At 43.8% G+C, this 17129-nt stretch carries 21 protein-coding genes and 1 pseudogene; 6 read left to right on the forward strand and 16 right to left on the reverse strand.

The genetic code is table 11. From position 1 onward, the window contains the following. Positions 1 to 189 precede the first annotated feature (189 nt). Together FTT87_RS01660 and FTT87_RS01665 are read left to right on the forward strand one after the other, a co-directional pair. Positions 190 to 576, forward strand: a complete 387-nt coding sequence (locus FTT87_RS01660) for a hypothetical protein (protein ID WP_086195397.1) — start codon at positions 190 to 192, stop codon at positions 574 to 576. Next, positions 576 to 941 carry a hypothetical protein gene (locus FTT87_RS01665; RefSeq protein ID WP_180174227.1) on the forward strand — a complete coding sequence of 122 codons (366 nt, stop codon included), beginning with the start codon at positions 576 to 578 and terminating at the stop codon, positions 939 to 941. The genes FTT87_RS01660 and FTT87_RS01665 overlap by 1 nt, the downstream gene beginning before the upstream one ends. A gap of 129 nt (positions 942 to 1070) precedes the next feature. Here the strand turns inward: FTT87_RS01665 and rplT are convergent, their stop codons facing one another. After that, positions 1071 to 1430, reverse strand: a complete 360-nt coding sequence (gene rplT, locus FTT87_RS01670) for a 50S ribosomal protein L20 (protein WP_004867327.1) — start codon at positions 1428 to 1430, stop codon at positions 1071 to 1073. 12 nt (positions 1431 to 1442) lie between these two features. After that, the gene (rpmI, locus tag FTT87_RS01675) at positions 1443 to 1637 is read right to left on the reverse strand and encodes a 50S ribosomal protein L35 (protein WP_004637967.1); all 195 of its coding nucleotides are present in this window, start codon (positions 1635 to 1637) and stop codon (positions 1443 to 1445) included. 236 nt (positions 1638 to 1873) lie between these two features. On the opposite strand from rpmI, the gene FTT87_RS01680 reads away from it, so the two are divergent. Together FTT87_RS01680 and FTT87_RS01685 are read left to right on the forward strand one after the other, a co-directional pair. Then, complete coding sequence (locus tag FTT87_RS01680) at positions 1874 to 3133, forward strand: MFS transporter (RefSeq protein ID WP_180174228.1); 1260 nt, start codon at positions 1874 to 1876, stop codon at positions 3131 to 3133. Between the two features lie 103 nt (positions 3134 to 3236). Continuing rightward, complete coding sequence (locus FTT87_RS01685; protein ID WP_180174229.1) at positions 3237 to 3977, forward strand: TonB family protein; 741 nt, start codon at positions 3237 to 3239, stop codon at positions 3975 to 3977. Between the two features lie 38 nt (positions 3978 to 4015). Here FTT87_RS01685 and FTT87_RS01690 read toward each other — a convergent pair whose 3' ends face one another. The 3 genes from FTT87_RS01690 to FTT87_RS01700 form a co-directional block, all read right to left on the reverse strand. After that, entirely contained in the window at positions 4016 to 4441 is a 426-nt protein-coding gene (locus FTT87_RS01690; protein ID WP_180174230.1) for a YqaA family protein, read from the reverse strand. Positions 4442 to 4456: 15 nt separating this feature from the next. Beyond that, complete coding sequence (locus FTT87_RS01695) at positions 4457 to 4741, reverse strand: hypothetical protein (RefSeq protein WP_180174231.1); 285 nt, start codon at positions 4739 to 4741, stop codon at positions 4457 to 4459. 85 nt (positions 4742 to 4826) lie between these two features. Next, positions 4827 to 5450: a glutathione S-transferase N-terminal domain-containing protein gene (locus tag FTT87_RS01700; RefSeq protein WP_180174232.1), complete on the reverse strand. Its 624-nt coding sequence runs from the start codon at positions 5448 to 5450 to the stop codon at positions 4827 to 4829. 315 nt (positions 5451 to 5765) lie between these two features. On the opposite strand from FTT87_RS01700, the gene FTT87_RS01705 reads away from it, so the two are divergent. Next, on the forward strand, positions 5766 to 6233 hold the full coding sequence (locus FTT87_RS01705) for an Hsp20 family protein (protein WP_086195389.1): 468 nt from the start codon (positions 5766 to 5768) through the stop codon (positions 6231 to 6233). Between the two features lie 127 nt (positions 6234 to 6360). Here FTT87_RS01705 and infC read toward each other — a convergent pair whose 3' ends face one another. The 4 genes and pseudogenes from infC to FTT87_RS16205 all read right to left on the reverse strand — a co-directional run. Continuing rightward, positions 6361 to 6912: a translation initiation factor IF-3 gene (infC, locus tag FTT87_RS01710; RefSeq protein WP_086195388.1), complete on the reverse strand. Its 552-nt coding sequence runs from the start codon at positions 6910 to 6912 to the stop codon at positions 6361 to 6363. 5 nt (positions 6913 to 6917) lie between these two features. Further along, positions 6918 to 8840, reverse strand: coding sequence for a threonine--tRNA ligase (thrS, locus tag FTT87_RS01715; RefSeq protein WP_180174233.1), 1923 nt, complete (start codon positions 8838 to 8840; stop codon positions 6918 to 6920). A 265-nt stretch (positions 8841 to 9105) separates the two neighbouring features. Continuing rightward, positions 9106 to 9273, reverse strand: coding sequence for a hypothetical protein (locus tag FTT87_RS01720; RefSeq protein ID WP_171263151.1), 168 nt, complete (start codon positions 9271 to 9273; stop codon positions 9106 to 9108). Positions 9274 to 9306: 33 nt separating this feature from the next. Then, positions 9307 to 9582, reverse strand: a pseudogene (locus FTT87_RS16205) (FAD-binding protein); the annotation flags it as partial. Positions 9583 to 9882: 300 nt separating this feature from the next. On the opposite strand from FTT87_RS16205, the gene FTT87_RS01725 reads away from it, so the two are divergent. After that, complete coding sequence (locus FTT87_RS01725; protein WP_180082064.1) at positions 9883 to 11523, forward strand: acyl-CoA synthetase; 1641 nt, start codon at positions 9883 to 9885, stop codon at positions 11521 to 11523. Positions 11524 to 11673: 150 nt separating this feature from the next. Here the strand turns inward: FTT87_RS01725 and yjgA are convergent, their stop codons facing one another. The 7 genes from yjgA to pcnB are packed head-to-tail and all read right to left on the reverse strand — an operon-like array spanning position 11674 to position 17004. Next, positions 11674 to 12207, reverse strand: a complete 534-nt coding sequence (gene yjgA, locus FTT87_RS01730; protein WP_086195385.1) for a ribosome biogenesis factor YjgA — start codon at positions 12205 to 12207, stop codon at positions 11674 to 11676. Positions 12208 to 12209: 2 nt separating this feature from the next. After that, positions 12210 to 12479: an HPr family phosphocarrier protein gene (locus FTT87_RS01735; RefSeq protein WP_180043686.1), complete on the reverse strand. Its 270-nt coding sequence runs from the start codon at positions 12477 to 12479 to the stop codon at positions 12210 to 12212. Continuing rightward, positions 12476 to 13327 carry an RNase adapter RapZ gene (gene rapZ, locus FTT87_RS01740; protein ID WP_180174234.1) on the reverse strand — a complete coding sequence of 284 codons (852 nt, stop codon included), beginning with the start codon at positions 13325 to 13327 and terminating at the stop codon, positions 12476 to 12478. Before rapZ ends, FTT87_RS01735 begins: the two co-directional genes overlap by 4 nt. 26 nt (positions 13328 to 13353) lie before the next feature. Further along, a complete protein-coding gene (panC, locus tag FTT87_RS01745; protein WP_180174235.1) occupies positions 13354 to 14199 on the reverse strand; it encodes a pantoate--beta-alanine ligase in 846 nt (281 codons plus the stop codon). A gap of 2 nt (positions 14200 to 14201) precedes the next feature. Next, positions 14202 to 15011, reverse strand: coding sequence for a 3-methyl-2-oxobutanoate hydroxymethyltransferase (gene panB / locus FTT87_RS01750; protein ID WP_180081647.1), 810 nt, complete (start codon positions 15009 to 15011; stop codon positions 14202 to 14204). Between the two features lie 47 nt (positions 15012 to 15058). After that, on the reverse strand, positions 15059 to 15547 hold the full coding sequence (gene folK / locus FTT87_RS01755; protein ID WP_180174236.1) for a 2-amino-4-hydroxy-6-hydroxymethyldihydropteridine diphosphokinase: 489 nt from the start codon (positions 15545 to 15547) through the stop codon (positions 15059 to 15061). Next, positions 15544 to 17004, reverse strand: coding sequence for a polynucleotide adenylyltransferase PcnB (gene pcnB, locus FTT87_RS01760; RefSeq protein ID WP_180174237.1), 1461 nt, complete (start codon positions 17002 to 17004; stop codon positions 15544 to 15546). Before pcnB ends, folK begins: the two co-directional genes overlap by 4 nt. Positions 17005 to 17129: the final 125 nt, after the last annotated feature.

Raw genomic sequence — 17129 nt, forward strand, 5'->3', positions numbered from 1 at the left:
CTGCTTTAAATTTAAGTGTAAGAGAAGGTTAGGATGAGGGAGACAAAAAATGTCTCCTTTTTTTATCTCTCTGGTTATGTGTGCTCTTAAGAAAGAGATTTAAAATAATCTACAGGTAGGTTGAATCTGTGCTTCCCTCTCACTCGTATGCTAAAGTGCCCTTAGTTCTTATTCATCCAATAGAAAAACATGCTCGAATTTTGGTTCAATCCTAAAGCTTCCATTCTTCATAAACTGCTGATCTTTGTGGTCATCGCAATTGCAACGGGCGGACTGTACTGGATGGAACCTTTAAAACCGGATGCTATCCTGATGTTCATGGGTACAGGTATTATTTTCCTGATTTGCCGTTACTGTAAAATTCATTTTGCTGCTAAAAACCCGACCGGCCTGTTCTATCGACTCTTGGTCTGGATTCCTCTTGCCTTGCTGTTGGCCCTGATTTTCATGCATATGCAGAATGGTGAAATTCTCATCCCCGGTGCCCAAGGCATCGGTTTTATGGCTTTGGCCATTTGCCTGTTTTCACCCTTGTCTTTATTGAATAAAAATGCCCCCTTGGATGAGCAAAAATAATGCTGAAGTTCTGGTATTCCGACCAATGTAGCCGCGAGCTGAAACTGATGGTCTGTATTGCAACCTGTATGATCATTTATCTCTGCTCTACGGTACAGCAACTTTCCCCCATGTTGACAGGAATAAGTGTAGGCATTGGTATGGGCATACATGTATTAAGAGCGTTAAGCTTAAAAATTGCGGCAGATAACCCTTATAAGAAAGGTTTTGAGATTCTTGTGTTCATTATGCCGCTGATGGCATTCATTACCTTAATTTCTGCATTGCCTACCCAGCATAAGCTGATGCTCGCCATTCAGGCGATTGGCTTTGCTGCCATTGGCCTATTTATATTATCGGGCTTTCCAAAGCGCAAGTTTGATTAGATTGAACTGAATTAGCTTCTCGTGTATTTCACACCCTTAAATAAGCCGAAATCCATATTGAATGTATTTTAAAAAGCCAAAATAAAAAAGACCGCTAAAAAGCGGTCTTTTTCAATCATCGAGAGATGATTAAGCAGCTAATGCACCTTTAGCTTTTTCAGCTAAAGCAGCAAATGCAACTGCGTCATGCATAGCGATGTCAGCAAGTACGCGACGGTCGATGATCACTTGAGCTTTTTTCAAGCCATCGATCATACGGCTGTACGACAAACCATTTTGACGAGCACCAGCGTTGATACGTGCAATCCACAAAGCGCGGAATTGACGTTTCTTTTGACGACGGTCACGGTAAGCGTATTGACCTGCTTTGATTACTGCTTGGAACGCAACGCGGTAAACGCGTGAGCGAGCGCCATAGTAACCTTTAGCACGAGCAAGAATTTTTTTATGACGGCGATGAGCCTGTACACCACGTTTTACACGAGCCATTTATAAATCTCCTTAGATGTATGGGCACATAGCACGAACTGAAGCAACGTCACTTACGTGAACCATCACACAGCCGCGCAATTGACGGATACGTTTAGCAGATTTTTTGGTCAAAATGTGGCGTTTGAACGCTTGTTTACGCTTGAAACCGTTAGCAGTCGCTTTGAAACGTTTAGCTGCACCACGGCGAGTTTTTAACTTAGCCATAACAACCTCTTTAAACACCTGTTCAGCACGTCTGCACCATTGCAAAAACGACCTGCAGGTAAGGGAGCAAGTATTCTAAAGCATCTTTGCTCAAAACAAAAGCAGAGATACTGAAAATTGCACACCAATGATCAGATTCTCTTAGTCTTATTTTCACTATCAAAAGCGGGATGTTTTTATTAATAAATCCACTATTCGGCATTATAATTATCAGCCCATAAGAATACTGGACTGCTATGAACCCTGCACAGGATGCTTTTGCCGCCCTGCGTTATCGTGACTTTTCTATTGTCACGATGAACCAGTTCTGCCTAACGCTCGCCATTTTAATTCAAGAAATTATTGTCGCGTATTCGCTGTATCGGATTACCAAAGATCCTTTAACACTGGGTTTAATTGGTCTGGCCGAAGCCATCCCTTTTATTGCCTTGTCCTTGTGGGGCGGTTATTTTGCCGACCGCTTTAACAAACAGACCATCATGAAAATATGTCTGTTTTTTGCCGTGCCCTTGCCTGTGGTTTTATGGTGGCTATTCCATTCCTATGGATTAGGACAGATCGACGTTACTACACTGTCTTGGGGGATTTATGCGGTTATTTTTGGTTTGGGTACAATTCGCGGTTTTTATAATCCCTCCGCCACATCATTAAAACCTTTCCTGATTCCACGCGAGCTCTATGCCAATGGTGCCACCTGGACCACCATCGGCTGGCAAAGTGGCGTGATTATTGGTCCCATGCTGGGCGGTTTTATGCTGGCTTTTTTAGGTCCTGAAAACAGTTTATGGGCGGTAACCGGTTTATTGTCCATCTGTTTCATCCTGATTAACCTGCTACAAAAGCGCAGTTTTCCAAAAATCGAAACAAATAATTTAATCGAAAGTTTAGGCGATGGTTTCCGCTTTATCTGGAAAACCAAAATCGTACTTTGGGCGATTTCGCTAGATCTGGTTTCGGTGCTGTTTGGCGGGGTCATTGCCTTACTGCCGATCTTTGCCGAAGATATTTTAAAAGTCGGTCCTGAAGGTTTGGGTTACTTGCGTGCAGCGCCATCGATTGGTGCTCTCATCACCATGATTGCCTTAACCAGATTTCCACCAACCCAAAATGCCTGGCGTAATATGTTGCTCGCCGTTGCCGGATTTGGCCTATTTACCCTGCTGTTTGCCTTCTCAAATAACCTGTGGCTATCGCTGTTCGCTTTGGCCATGACTGGTGCCTGTGACAGTATTTCAGTGGTGATTCGCCAGACCATTCTGCAAATTTATCCGCCAGAAAATATGCGTGGCCGTGTCGCCGCGGTGAATGGCATGTTTGTCTCATCCAGTAATGAACTTGGTGCTTTTGAATCCGGCTTAGCCGCCAAATATATGGGCACCATCATGGCAACCGTCTTTGGAGGCTGTATGACCGTGGTAGTAGTAGCGCTGAGCTGGGCAAAAACCCGCGATTTATTTGGCGTCGACATTACCAAAGTGCATGATCATGAACATTAATTGAGTTTTTAGACTTGCCAGTATTTCCAATTCAGGAAATACTGCGCACTCATAATACTCCGCTACCACTGCAACATCTGGTTTGACTAAGAAATAAATATTTATGAAGCAAATACTGTGTTTTTCTCTACTCATGTGTGTACCCTTCAGTACTGTTTACAGTGCTGAATCTAAAGCAACCAAACAGCTTGCCGTTCAGAAAAGCGCAGCCCTTCCCGCGCATTTGACCACACGCATTCAGTGGACCAAATTTCCGCATCCAAACTATAAAAATGAAGATTTAAAAGAGCAAAACCGCAGTGCCATTATTCGCATTTATGCAGATGAAACCGGCAATGTCACCAAGGCCAGCGTACAGGAAAGTACCGGCTTAAGCCATCTGGATAACCTGTTGGTTCAAGCCGTGCGTGAAGCACATGTCAAACCCCATATCGAAAATGACACGGCGACACCGCTTATTGGCTATCAAACCTTTAGCTTAAAGTTAGACCAGGAGGATGTTGAAGCCTGCCCCTATCAGTTTGAATCGAAAAATTGGCAGGCTCAACAGCAGAACAGAAAAACAGCTTTCTCATACCGCGCTCAGCCCCAGCTAGAGCTTGATTCTGACTTACTGGCTGGCCACAATCGTAGCGTTAAATTCAACTTTAAAGTGAATAAACACGGTGATGTGAAAAAAGTCAAAGTTACTCAGGGTTCGGGGATTTATGCTTTAGACCAAAAAGTTGTTCAGGCCGTATCCAATAGCCAAATTAATGTTAAGCGCACTGCCAGCACTTTATGGATGTATAAAAAATCCAGTTTTAAAGATGAAATTAAGTTCGACTTAAATCACTGTGAATAAGCAAAATTAAAAACGGGATGCACAAGCATCCCGTTTTTTTAAAACAGACTAAAAACCAAATAGATAAACAAATAGCGCCCTATTTTAGCTATCGAAACCATCAACAGGAATCGGGCAAAATTTTCTTTTAGCAGACCGGCAATAAGAGTAATCGGATCGCCAATGATGGGCACCCAACTCAGCAATAATGACCAGTAGCCATATTTGTGATATTTCGCCTGTGCTTTCATCATTTGCTGCTGTGAAACAGGAAACCATTTTTTGTCTTTGTAGTGTTCAACCTTAAAACCGAGCCACCAGTTCACGCAGGATCCCAAAATATTTCCCAAGCTTGCAACAAACAGTAGCCACGGAACTGAATGGCTACCCTCAGCCAATAAAGCCAATAAAACCGCTTCGGACTGCAAAGGCAATAAGGTGGCCGCACCAAAGGCAGAAATAAACAGCAGCAGGTAAGCCGGCATCAGGCTGCAACCGGTTTAAAGCCCGAGTTTTTTCTTGGTTGAGGTATATTCATAAACGCTCCAAAGCAAAGCCAGAACCAGAACCAGATAACGGCTATAGCTATAGCGCTGCGTCAAAGGCTGGATGGCTGCGTATAAAGCATTCTGGTCCTGCGTATTTAAAGTCGCCATAAAATTCTGGATGTGCACGGCTTCGGCAATAAAAAGAATCAAACAAGCTGCTATACCAAAGATAATGCTCCAATAGATTTTGGCATTGTGTTCCAGAATACGCGTTGAATTTAAAAAAAATGCTTTCATAAGGTGCTGATCCAATAAAAAACCACCGCATGGGTGGTTTATTTTTCTATACCGCCATCTTAACACAACTGTAGTTCAAGTCATTTTAGCCAGCGACCTGAATCGACAATGCTTTCTGAATAGCAGGACGTGCAGTCAGGCGATCAACATATTCTTTTACATAGGGATAATCTTCCAGCTGAATTTGCTGCCATTCATGGCGTAGGATCCACGGTAAAATCGCCATATCGGCAATCGAATACTCGCCCGCCACATACTTCTGCCCCACCAGCTGCTTATTCAGCACACCATACAGACGCTTGGTTTCATTGACATAACGGTCTATGGCATAGGGAATTTTTTCCGGCGCAAAGCGGCCAAAATGATGGTTTTGCCCTAGCATCGGCCCGAAACCACCCATTTGCCACATCAGCCATTGCTCGACTTCAACACGCTGTTGCTCATCTACTGGATAATACAATCCGGTTTTACGGCCCAAATATTGCAAAATTGCCCCAGACTCAAATACTGAAATGGCTTCACCACGCGGTCCATCCTGATCCACAATCGCGGGAATTTTATTGTTAGGTGAAATACGTAAAAAGTCAGGCTGAAACTGATCATTTTCTAAAATATTGACTGGAAAAATTTGGTATTCCAAACCCATTTCTTCTAATGCTATTGTAATTTTATGACCATTGGGTGTTCCCCAATAATAGAGATCAATCATGTTTCCTACCTTTTGCCTTTTTCGTTTTACATGACATGCTTAAAATTTATTCCAGTTATAGCATGATTTAGTACCATACATCCGCATATTTAATTATAGATTCATCAATAAAACCACTAAATATAAAGCATTATTTTCAGGCAAAAATCCGCCCCGGATGTTGTTACATATTGATGCTTGAAAAGCCTCCACCCAATCTTATATTAGACATGAAGCAATCATCCATTCAGGATATTGCTTCACATTACTTATGCCATCCATTACAGAATTATCATCATGCTTCTATAACTTTTCTGAGAACCGGAGGTTCTATCCATGAGCAATTCCAGTCTTACCCCACTGTTCCGACGTAGCATCGGTTTTGACCGTTTTAATGACCTGTTTGACTACGCAATGCAAAGTGAAACACCGAATTATCCACATTACAATATTGAAAAAACCGGCGATAATAATTACCGCATTGTCGTCTCTGCAGCTGGATTTAACGAAGACCAACTCGAGATCAACCTGGAAAATCAAGTTCTGACCATTAGCGGCAAAGCGGTTGAAGAAAAATCGGATACTACGGTAGAATTTTTACACAAAGGTATCGCCCACCGTTCCTTTAAACTGTCTTTACGTCTGGATGAACATGTAGAAGTACAACAAGCTGACTTTGCAAACGGTTTGTTAAAAATCGACTTACAGCGCAATGTTCCAGAAGAAAAATTACCTCGCCAGATTCCGATTGGCAGCAAAACCACGGAAAAACTTGCGTCACCTCAACAGGAAACAACAAAATAACACCCCCAAAAGACTGGTCAATGACTGGTCTTTTAAATAATTGAAACGATCTCTTAAAAAACCGATTCAAAAAATCATCGCTATAAAAAAGCCCTGCTTTTGCAGGGCTTTCTTCATCAATAGAGGCTTACTTTTTCTTTTTAGGACCAAGTAGCATACCCATTTGACGACCTTCCATTTTTGGTGCTTGTTCAACTACACCGAATTCAGCCACATCTGCTTCAACTTTTTGCAATTGAGCCAGACCCAACTGTTGGTGAGCCATTTCACGACCACGGAAGCGTAAAGTGATTTTTACCTTGTTGCCTTCTTCAAGGAACTTGATAATGGCACGTAATTTTACGTTGTAATCACCAACATCAGTCGCAGGGCGGAGCTTGATTTCTTTCACCTGTACTTGATGCTGTTTTTTCTTCGCTTCTTTCTGCTTTTGTTTCAGATCAAACAAATGCTTGTTGAAGTCCATGATTTTACACACGGGTGGCTCAGCATTTGCAACAATCTCAACCAGGTCAAGATCGACAGCTTCAGCTGCACGTAAAGCATCATTTAAGCTTACGATGCCTTTTTGCTCGCCATTTTCGTCTACAAGACGGACTTCTTTTGCACGAATTTCATCATTCAAAGCAGGACGGTTTGATTTGTTACCGCCCTGTTGATTACGGTCAGGCTGTTTAATCGCTTTTACTCCACAATATACCGGCCGCGTTCGGCAACGGCTGCTTTTACTAGGTCAACGAAAGCATCGATTGACATAGTACCCAAATTTTTTCCTGAGCGGGTACGCACATTCACTGTACCTTCCTCTACTTCACGGTCGCCAAGTACCAGTAAGTAAGGAATACGCTCTAAAGTACGTTCACGAATCTTAAAGCCGATTTTCTCATTTCTCAAGTCGGAAATGGCACGAATACCGTTTTCTTTAAGTTTAGCGACGACTGACTCACATGCTTCCGCTTGAGAATCGGTAATGTTCATCACGCACGCTTGTGTAGGTGCCAACCAAGGTGGCATAAAGCCTGCGTAGTGTTCAATCAGTATACCAATAAAACGCTCGAAACTACCAAGAATTGCACGATGTAACATAACAGGCTGATCACGGTCGTTATCTTCTGTTACGTAAGATGCATCCAGACGCTCTGGCAGGTTGAAGTCACACTGAATGGTACCGCACTGCCATACACGACCTAGGCAGTCTTTCAATGAGAATTCGATCTTAGGACCGTAGAATGCGCCTTCACCCGGTTGCAGTTCCCATTCCAGACCAGCAGCATCTAAAGCATCAGCCAAAGATTTTTCCGCCATGTCCCAAAGTTTGTCATCACCGACACGTTTTTCCGGACGTGTAGACAGTTTCATTTGAACGTCTTCAAAACCGAAGTCTTTGTACACATCTAAAGTCAATTTAATGAAATCTGCAACTTCAGTTCCAATCTGTTCTTTGGTACAGAAAATGTGTGCATCATCTTGGGTAAAGCCACGAACACGCATAATGCCGTGTAATGAACCTGATGGCTCGTTACGGTGACACGAACCAAACTCAGCCAGACGGATCGGAAGATCACGGTAAGATTTCAACCCCTGGTTGAATACCTGTACGTGACATGGACAGTTCATTGGTTTAACCGCATAGTTACGGTTCTCTGAATGAGTCGTAAACATGTTGTCTGCATAGTTTGCCGCATGACCCGATTTTTCCCAAAGCGTGAAGTCCACCACTTGCGGGGTACGAATCTCAAGATAACCATTATCTTGCTGAACTTTACGCATGTACTGTTCCAGTACCTGGTAAATGGTCCAGCCATTCGGATGCCAGAACACCATACCCGGTGCTTCTTCCTGCATATGGAACAAGTCTAAAGCTTTACCGATTTTCCGGTGATCGCGTTTTTCTGCTTCTTCAATACGTTTTACATAAGCCGCAAGCTGTTTTTTATCCGCCCATGCTGTACCGTAAATACGTTGCAGCTGTTCATTCTTCGCATCACCGCGCCAGTAAGCACCAGAGATTTTAGTCAGCTTGAACGATTTTAAGAATTTGGTATTCGGTACGTGCGGACCACGGCACATATCCAGATAGTCTTGATGGTAGTACAAGCCCATTTGCGTTTCTTCAGGCATGTCTTCAATCAAGCGGAGTTTGTATTCTTCGCCACGCGCAGTGAATTCTGCAATCACTTCATCGCGTGGGGTCATTTTTTTGATGACATCATAGTCTTGGTCGATGAGCTTTTTCATACGCTCTTCAATCGCCGCCAAGTCATCTAAAGTAAACGGACGTGGCATCCAGATGTCATAGTAGAAACCTTCTTCAATGACCGGGCCAATCACCATCTTTGCTTCGGGGAACAATTGCTTAACTGCATGGCCGACCAGGTGCGCACAAGAGTGACGAATGATGTGAATACCATCTTCATCTTTAGGCGTGATAATTTGTAAGGTTGCATCTTCAGTGATGAGATCAGACGCATCAACCAAACGGTCGTTTACGCGACCCGCAACTGTATTTTTTGCAAGACCCGGACCAATGCTCAGTGCAACGTCCATCACAGATACGGCTTGATCAAACTGTTTTTGATCGCCATTTGGCAAAGTGATAATTGGCATAAAAAAATCCTTAAGGAGTGATGCCCCGTACCATAGGGCATGTCACCGCGAGATTATGATCGAGGCAGAACCTCAAAAGATAAAAACGGTGGATAAATAAAAATCGATTCGAATTTTACACGTCTTATCCACAGGATTAAACCTTTTCACCTATAAAATTCGCAATTTGGCACATTTTGAATTTATTTGCCAATGCCTTAGCTCTAGCTCTAGCTCAATCAAGGAATTTTCACTTCCCTTTTTATGCTCTAAAGTTATCCCATGCTTAGAACTTGCACTGAGCATAGGCAGAAAGCGGAGCAAATTGCGGAATCACAGCTTCGCTCTGGGTGGGTCTTAAAAACACATAATCAGCCCGGTCAATCTCACAGGATTTCGGCACCAGCAGCAGTTCCAGATCAGGTAACTGGCTATAGTGCAAAACTTTTAACATGGGTGTAGCTATTCATAAGGCACCTTGCAGTTCAGCCAGACTTTGCTGGTCAATATCCCCCTGATTGGCTAAAGACTGATTGATCGGAACAACATATTTCCCTAAGTCATATAAGCGTGTACCCGCTTAAACTGTGCATTGACTTTTATCTTCATCAAAGGCCAGCACGCCTTTGAACTGATCGAGATTAAGCAAAGTTTCATCCGTCTTGGCCAACACACTAAATGAATGCCTTGCACCAACGACAGGAATATGACCATAGAATTTGACTCATTTTTGTAATTCATTGACATGCTGAGGTTGAAAAATTTATGGATGTGCCTGCTGGCTTCCAGACCAATTACGCCATCCTTTATCCGCCTGTTGTATTTTCATTATTATTCCCTAGCTAATGTTATTTAAATTGCCCATTTAGAGTAAAATACCTAAAAAAGCAAATATGGGAACCCATGCGTTCAAAAAAAATCCACCCCATAAAATAATTTTTTTAATTTTCAATATGTTAAAAATTATAAAATAGCACTCGACTAAAGCATAACTGCAAGATTTCTGATAAATGCATATCTTTTTCAAAAGGATATGAAAACAAATATAGAATGGAGTTTTAACATGGTTAGCGCATATGATGAATTACCGCGTACCCCCGCAAATTTTGTAGCGTTGTCACCTTTACGCTATCTGGATCGGGCTGCTTATATTTACCCGAATCAAAATGCAATTATTCATGGTAAACGTCGTATTACCTGGCGTGAAAAATATAATCGTTGCCGCCAGTTTGCCCACCAACTCCAAAAACTCGGGATCGGTAAAAATGATACCGTTTCGGTACTGCTGCCTAATGTGCCGGCAATGATTGAAGCACATTTTGCCGTACCAATGGCAGGTGCCGTACTGAATACCTTAAATACCCGTCTGGATGCCAAAACAGTTGCCTTCATGCTGGAACACGCCGAAAGTAAGGTATTGCTGGTTGACCCCGAATTCAGCCAGCTTGCTACAGAAGCCTTGGCGCTGATTCCGCAAGAAATCTATGTCATTGATGTCGCCGATGAAGAATATGAGGGTGAGGATACCCGTATTGGCCAGATTGAATATGAAGACTGGATTGCACAAGGTGATACCAATTTTGAGTGGCATTTACCCGCGGATGAATGGGATGCCATTAGCTTAAGCTACACCTCGGGCACCACGGGGAACCCGAAAGGTGTGGTCTATCATCACCGGGGGGCCTACATTAATGCAGCCAGTAACATCATTGCTTGCGGCATGATGCCTCGCGCGACCTATTTATGGACCCTGCCATTGTTCCACTGCAATGGCTGGTGCTTTGCCTGGACCATGGCTGCCAATGGCGGTACCAACGTCTGCTTGCGCAAAGTTGATGCAGAACAGATTTTCAAATTGATTGCCGAACATAAAGTCGACTACTTCTGTGGCGCACCGATTGTCCTGTCGATGCTGATCAATACCCCTGAAGAGAAAAAGACCCAGATTGATCACCGTGTTGAAGTGATGGTGGCCGGTGCCGCGCCTCCTGCGGCGATTATTGAAGGCATGCGTAATATTGGCATTAATGTCACTCACGTCTATGGTTTAACTGAAACTTACGGCCCTTCTGCACTGTGTGCATCACAAGCGGGCTGGAGCGATCTATCGATTCAGGAACAGGCACACTTGCACTCTCGTCAAGGAGTTCCATATCCACTGCAAGATGGCATGAAAGTACTTGATCCGGAGACCATGCACGAAGTGCCGCATGATGGTAAAACCATGGGCGAGATCATGTTCCGCGGCAATATCGTCATGAAAGGCTATTTAAAGAATCCTGAAGCAACCGCCGAAGCCTTTGCTGGTGGCTGGTTCCATACCGGTGACCTTGCCGTTTGCCAACCGGATGGCTATGCCAAAATTACCGACCGCTCTAAAGATGTGATTATTTCCGGCGGTGAAAATATTTCTTCACTCGAAGTGGAAGAAGTGCTGTATCAGCACCCTGCAGTCCTGACGGCAGCGGTAGTGGCAAAACCTGATCCACGCTGGCAGGAAGTTCCATGTGCCTTTGTGGAACTCAAACAAGGTAAAACTGCAACAGCTGAAGAACTGATTGAATACTGTAAACAGCATTTGGCCCGTTTTAAAGTACCTAAAGATGTGGTGATTACCGAGATTCCAAAGACATCTACAGGCAAACTGCAAAAATTCATCTTGCGTGACTGGGCCAAAGAACGTGCTACAGGCGAGTTTCAGTAATCCATCATCTGATGGGTAAAGTCCCCCTTTTCAAAGGGGGACTTAGGGGGATTACCCCTTGTGAAACATCATTTATCACCTTTTAAATGAGAGAAGAAAAAAAGCGACTTCATGAGTCGCTTTTTTAGTTTGAGTATAGAAATAAGAAAGTCAGTTATCTGAAATCAAAGCCACTTGCTGAATATAGTTGAACAGTTTTAACTTGGATGCAGCCAGCTCTTCTTCCGTCACCTGATTTTTGATATCACGATGGATACGCAAAATATGCTGACGAATGGCATGATGCTCGGCAGCATTATGCGCTTTCATGAATTCTTTAATCACCGGATCACCTTGCGCGATCATACGATCGACCCAACGTTGCAACTGCGCAGTTTTTTTCGCGCCTTGCTGTGGAGTAAGGTAAGACAAAATCATGGTTTCATCTTCATTACGCAATAATTTTCCTACACGCTGAAACTGACGGCGACGTGCTTCATGTGAAGTAATGGTTTGCACATCCAGTAAAGCATCAATCAAACGTTCTTCCACCGGAAGGTTTTTAATTTGTTTGATACTCAACTGAGCCAGTTGCTCACCTAAAGCAGCCATACGCTGAACTGCTTTTTTCTGTTCGGTTTTACTCGCCCGCCCTTCTAAACTTTCAAAGTCATCTTCAGTAAAACGGTTCGGTCGACGTGCCACGATTAATCTGCCTCGTAAAATTTTGCTGCAAATAATGCCTGAATTTCAGATAAAGCCTGTTCTTCATCTGTACCTTCAAGCACTAAACGTAAAGTTGTGCCTTTGCCTGCACCGAGCATCAGCAAAGCCATAATATTTTTTGCATCTACTAATTTGTTGCCTTTACCAATTTGAATCGATGAACGAAATTTGGTGGTAACTTCGATTAGCTTTCCAGACGCACGCGCATGTAAACCTAGTTTATTAATTACGTCAACAGTTGTGTCAATCATGACCAGTGCTTCATTTCTCTGTGGAGGACTTGGATAGACCATTTTTCCTCAAGGGCTTTTTTGAGTCTATCTACGATATATACGGAACGATGCTGCCCGCCGGTACAGCCAATGGATACCGTCATATAGTGACGATGCCCTTCTGCAAAGGCAGGCAACCACTTATCTAAAAAATGATAAATGTCTTGGAACATTTCATTGGTTTGTTCACTTTGCAGCAAAAACTGTTGTACAGGCAAATCCAAACCTGAATATTTTCGCAATTCCAGATCCCAATGCGGATTCGGCAAATGACGTACGTCAAAGACATAATCGGCATCAAGCGGAATACCGTGTTTATAACCAAATGATTGTAAAATTAAAATGAGGTTATCTGATTGTCCAAGTTTAGACAACAAGGTATGTTTCAGATCATGTACGCTTTTATCGGTAGTATCAATATGTACCGTTGAACGCAACTGTATCGGAAGCAATAAGTTTTTTTCTTCCTGTATACATTCAGTCAGGCTTTTAAAACGACTGGCTAAAGGATGCGGACGCCGCGATGCACTAAAACGCGAAATCAGTTCCTGATCTTGCGTAGTCAAATAAATGATATCCACCGAACCAGATTTCTGCAGTTGTTCAAAAACATGATCAAATTCCTGCAAATCTGCACGCGTACTGCGTACATCTACGCCCAGTGCCAGCTGTTCAAGATTATTGTCACGATCCAGTTTTTCCACAATTTCCGGCAGCAATGCCAGCGGTAAATTATCAATACAGTAATAGCCCAAATCTTCAAGCACCTGCAGGGCAGATGATTTTCCCGATCCAGATTGTCCTGTGACGATTAAAATACGCTTCATGGCAAGGCTGTCCTTAATAGTGAAGTCTATGCAGTATGCTTAACCTGCAAGTTATCAATCAGTCTGGTAGTGCCCAATTTAGCGGCAACAAACAGCACCACATCCTGATCAAAGGCTTCTATTTTTTGTAATTCCGGAGTGCGTGCTTCCACATAATCCACAATAAAACCAGCTTGTGTCAACTTTTGCTTTATATTTTCTAACACGTCCGCAAGGCTGATACCACTGTGCAGTTCCTGCTCGGCAGCAGTTAAACTCTGGTAAATGGTCGGAGCAATGGCACGGTGTTCTGCACTCAAATAACCATTACGCGAACTAAGGGCCAAACCATCTTTGGCACGGGTAATCGGCACCCCAATCACTTCTAGCGGAATATTCAGGTCACGTACAAACTGACGAATCACCGCCAGTTGCTGGTAGTCCTTTTGCCCGAAGAAGGCAAAATTTGGCTGCACAATATTAAACAGTTTAGTAACCACTACCGCCACGCCATCAAAATGACCCGGACGCTGCAACCCGCATAAGTCATTGGTAATCTCAGACACGCTAATGTTGGTTAAACGCGGCTTGTTACCATACATTTGCTCAACGCTAGGGGCAAAAATAATGTCACAGCCGACATCTGCCAACAAATGACTATCCTGCTCCAGAGTACGCGGATAGCTGTCAAAGTCTTCATTAGGCCCAAATTGAATCGGATTGACAAAAATACTGACCACAACAACATCACAGATTTTTTTTGCTTCACGCACCAGGTTTAAATGCCCTTCATGCAAATTCCCCATGGTCGGAACAAAACCGATAATTTTTCGTGCCGATCGAGCTGGACTCAGTGAAGCGCTTAATCCCTGAATGGTAGTTTCTGTTTTCATGTTTACAGCTCAACTTGAAAAGTTTGTTCTTTAGCAGGAAAAGATTGATCTTGTACCGCTGCATGGTAAGCTTTAAAAGCATCCAGAATTGCAGTTTCCCCTGCCTGTTCTTTCATAAAATTACGTACAAATTTGGCCACATGACCACCGGTCAGTCCAAGCATGTCCTGTACAACCAATACTTGGCCGTCCGTATCTGCCCCCGCCCCAATGCCAATCACAGGCGTATGTGGAAACAACTCACTAATTTCCTTACCCACCTGCGCCGGAACACATTCCAGTAGCAGTACCGCAGCACCGGCTTCCACCACAGCCTTACAATCGGCAATCAGCTGATCGGCAGCTTCACGGGTACGCGCCTGAACCTTATAGCCGCCAAACACATGCACAGATTGTGGAGTTAGGCCCAAATGCACACATACAGGAATACCATTGCGGGTCAAGACCTGAACGGTTTCAGCCAGCCATGCACCGCCTTCAATTTTCACCATGTGCGCACCAGCCTGCATCACTTGTTTGGCACTGATTAAGGCATCATTCAGCGTGGCATAACTCATAAACGGCAAATCAGTCAGAATAAAAGCATGCTGATTACCACGGCGAACAGCTGCGGTGTGATAAGCCATATCCTGTACCGTCACAGGCAGAGTAGAATCACAGCCCTGAATGGTCATTCCTAAAGAATCACCCACCAGAATCGTATCAATTTCAGCAACTTCCATTGCTTTCGCCATGCTCGCATCATAGCAAGTCAGGCAAGAGAATTTGCGGCCTTGCGCTTTAAATTTTCTTAAGTCACTTAGACTAATCATCCGGATATTCCTCTTATGACGACTTTCTCAAGCGGTCATGCAAAAAATTAAATATTTGCCCAATTTCCCTCATCCAATACGGTAAGCGATGGATGTTGCAATATCGGTAAATCTTTTAATAATTGTCCTTTGAGTTGTAAATTTGCCTCTAAATCAAGCAATGGCATCAGCACGAAATCACGTTCCATAACACCAATATGTGGCACGGTTAAACGCTCATGATGAATCAGTTCTTCGCCATACATGAGGAGATCCAGGTCCAAAGTCCGTTCACCCCAACGGCGCAGTCGCACTCGACCTGATTCTTGCTCAAAACGCTGCAATTCATCCAGCAATGCAAGGGGTTCCAAGTCTGTAACCAGCTGTACAGCCGCATTTAAGTAATTGGGCTGGTCTTGTGGCCCCATTGGAGGGCTTTGATACAATCTGGATGTTTTCACGGCTCCCAGCGTCGCCAGCTTCTGTACTGCCTCTGCTAAAATTTGCCGTGAATCACCCAGATTACTGCCTAGGCCGATGTAGGTTACTGTGCTCATTGTGTCGGTCCAAAAATCACCTGGCTTAAATCACGTTTGACCCGTTTGCGTTTTAAAATCGGATGGTCATAGCCAATTTCCGAGCCATTTGATGAAGTGGACTGAACGGGTCTTTCAGATTTTGTCCGGCTCTTGCGTTCACGGCGACTACGCGGTTCCGGCTCGTTCACCAAAGGTTCAATTTCAGTAATTGCAGCAACCGGTTTGGTTTCCACCACATCGTCTGTAGTTGCCTTACGGCGGCTTTTTGCACGCTGGCGGTTATATTGACTGATGGCACGTTCTTTTTCATCCGTAGACATCTGTTGATACGCATCCCACCATACACCCATGCCTTGAGTGGTATCGTCACCCGATTTCTCGCGCAGTAACAGAAAGTCAAATCCGGCACGGAAACGCGCATGGGTCGATAAAGCCTGTATTTGCTGCGGCTTCGGATTGAGTAAACGCGTTTGCATTTCCCAGACTTCACGAATAAAGGTTTCTGCAAAACGTGGAATGATGGTCCGGGTAGCCTGACGTTTTAACACATCCAAACCGGCTTGCGCTCTTGCCTCTGCTGGAACAATCCCTTTACTTAAATAAAAGTCACAACGCTCCAAGAACGGTTTCCACAGCAATACCGCATAGAAGAATGCAGGATTGATGGTCTTGCCCATTTGAATGCGCTGATCGGTATTGATCGCAGCGCGTTCGATAAAGGTGGAGATATCCGGGCTGATGTCCGCAAACAGCTGATGCCAAATACCGAAATCAATCAGCATTGGCAGCACCCGGTTCAAATGTCCCATGGTGAACAGCTTCTGTGATTCATCATATAAGCGGTGTGGAGAGATATCACGCAACAGCTGGGTCAGCTCTGGGGTAAAAATCTCTAAAATTTCAGGTGCAATACTAAAATTTAATTTTGCAGCAAAACGTAAAGTACGCAGCATACGTACCGGATCTTCTTCGAAACGTAAGGTCGGGTCACCCAACAAGCGCAAGGTTTTATTTTTTATATCATCAATAGCATGACAGAAATCCAGCACAATCCCTTGACGCGGCTGGTAATACATCGCATTAATGGAAAAATCACGACGCACAAAATCCTGTTCAATTGTGCCCCAGTTATTGTCGCGCAGAATCATGCCTGAGGCAGAAGTGACTGCTTTTTTAGGCGGGGCACGGAAAGTGGCCACCTCGACCAGTTCGCGACCGGCATAGACATGAGCAAGCTCAAAACGTCGTCCGATAATACGGCAACGTCGTCCGAATACTTCTTTGACCTGAGCCGGAGTTGCGTTGGTAACCGCATCAAAATCTTTAGGATTCAGCCCTAAAATTAAGTCACGGACGCCGCCACCGACGATATAAGCTTCATAGCCTGCCTTGGTTAAGGCATCAATAACATCTAATATGTAAGAAGGTAATTGAGCGGTTGATAAACCACATTTTGACGCGCGCAAAGTTTGCAAAAGACGCTGTCTCCTACGTCTGAACGTAAAATATCTAAGATGACGCTAATCATATCTCTAACACAATCAAAGGGCAATTTGATTATCTTAATGCATCATACTTTGTTCGATATTCTAAGCGGCTA

Source organism: Acinetobacter sp. YH01022, assembly GCF_013420235.1.
Taxonomy (GTDB): domain Bacteria; phylum Pseudomonadota; class Gammaproteobacteria; order Pseudomonadales; family Moraxellaceae; genus Acinetobacter.